This is a genomic window from Nitratidesulfovibrio oxamicus (genome assembly GCF_015731765.1).
Taxonomy (GTDB): Bacteria; Desulfobacterota; Desulfovibrionia; order Desulfovibrionales; family Desulfovibrionaceae; genus Cupidesulfovibrio; species Cupidesulfovibrio oxamicus.
Genome location: NZ_VRYY01000713.1, coordinates 1 through 712, shown reverse-complemented (window position 1 = coordinate 712; position 712 = coordinate 1). Strand labels below are relative to the sequence as shown.

General features: G+C 71.2%; 1 pseudogene. It reads left to right on the top strand.

Annotated features, from left to right (window positions below):
• A pseudogene (locus tag FVW20_RS17565) lies at positions 1-712 on the top strand (hypothetical protein); the annotation flags it as partial.

The window sequence follows — 712 nt, the reverse complement described above, 5'->3', positions numbered from 1 at the left end:
CGCCCCACGGCCAACTCCGCCGTGTCCCCGGCCCCTGCGCTTTCCCTGCCCGCCCCCAACGCGCCCGATTCCCCCGCCGGGTCCGCCGCCTCTGCCACCGCCGTCGCTCCCCAGTCCGGCGACATCCCGCCCGCGCTGGACGTGCAGTGCGCCTTCTCGCCCGACGGCAGGCTGCGCGCCAAACAGGAACGCTACGGCGGGCGCGCCGCCAGCTACGACTACACCCACGACGGACGCTGCCACCTGACCGAGGTGCGCCGCGACGGCCAGGTGGCGGAACGCTACACCTACAACACGGCGGGCCAGCGCATCACGGCAAGAGTGAACCCGCTGCCCGGCATGTCGCGCGTCGCGCTGCGGATGCTGGAGACGGAGCGCGCCTTTGCCTACGACAACACGGGCCGCCTCGTGCGCGCGGGCCGGACGCGCTACCTGTACGCGCCGGACGGCACGCTGCGCTGCCGTGAGGAAGGGCGCGTCAGCATGTGGTTTTACTATGGTAATGGGGGCAACGGGGACAATGCAGGCAACATCGCCGGGGGCGCACCCTCTGCCTCCCCCGCCCCCCATAGTCCCCATAGTCCGCATGCCCAGCTTGCGCCCGTGGCCCTCGATTCGGTGGTGCTGCCCGGCGGCGACATCATCCGCTACCGTTTCGGCGACAACGGCATGCCCTTCATGGTGTTGCGCAACGACGCGCCCAGCGAGGAAT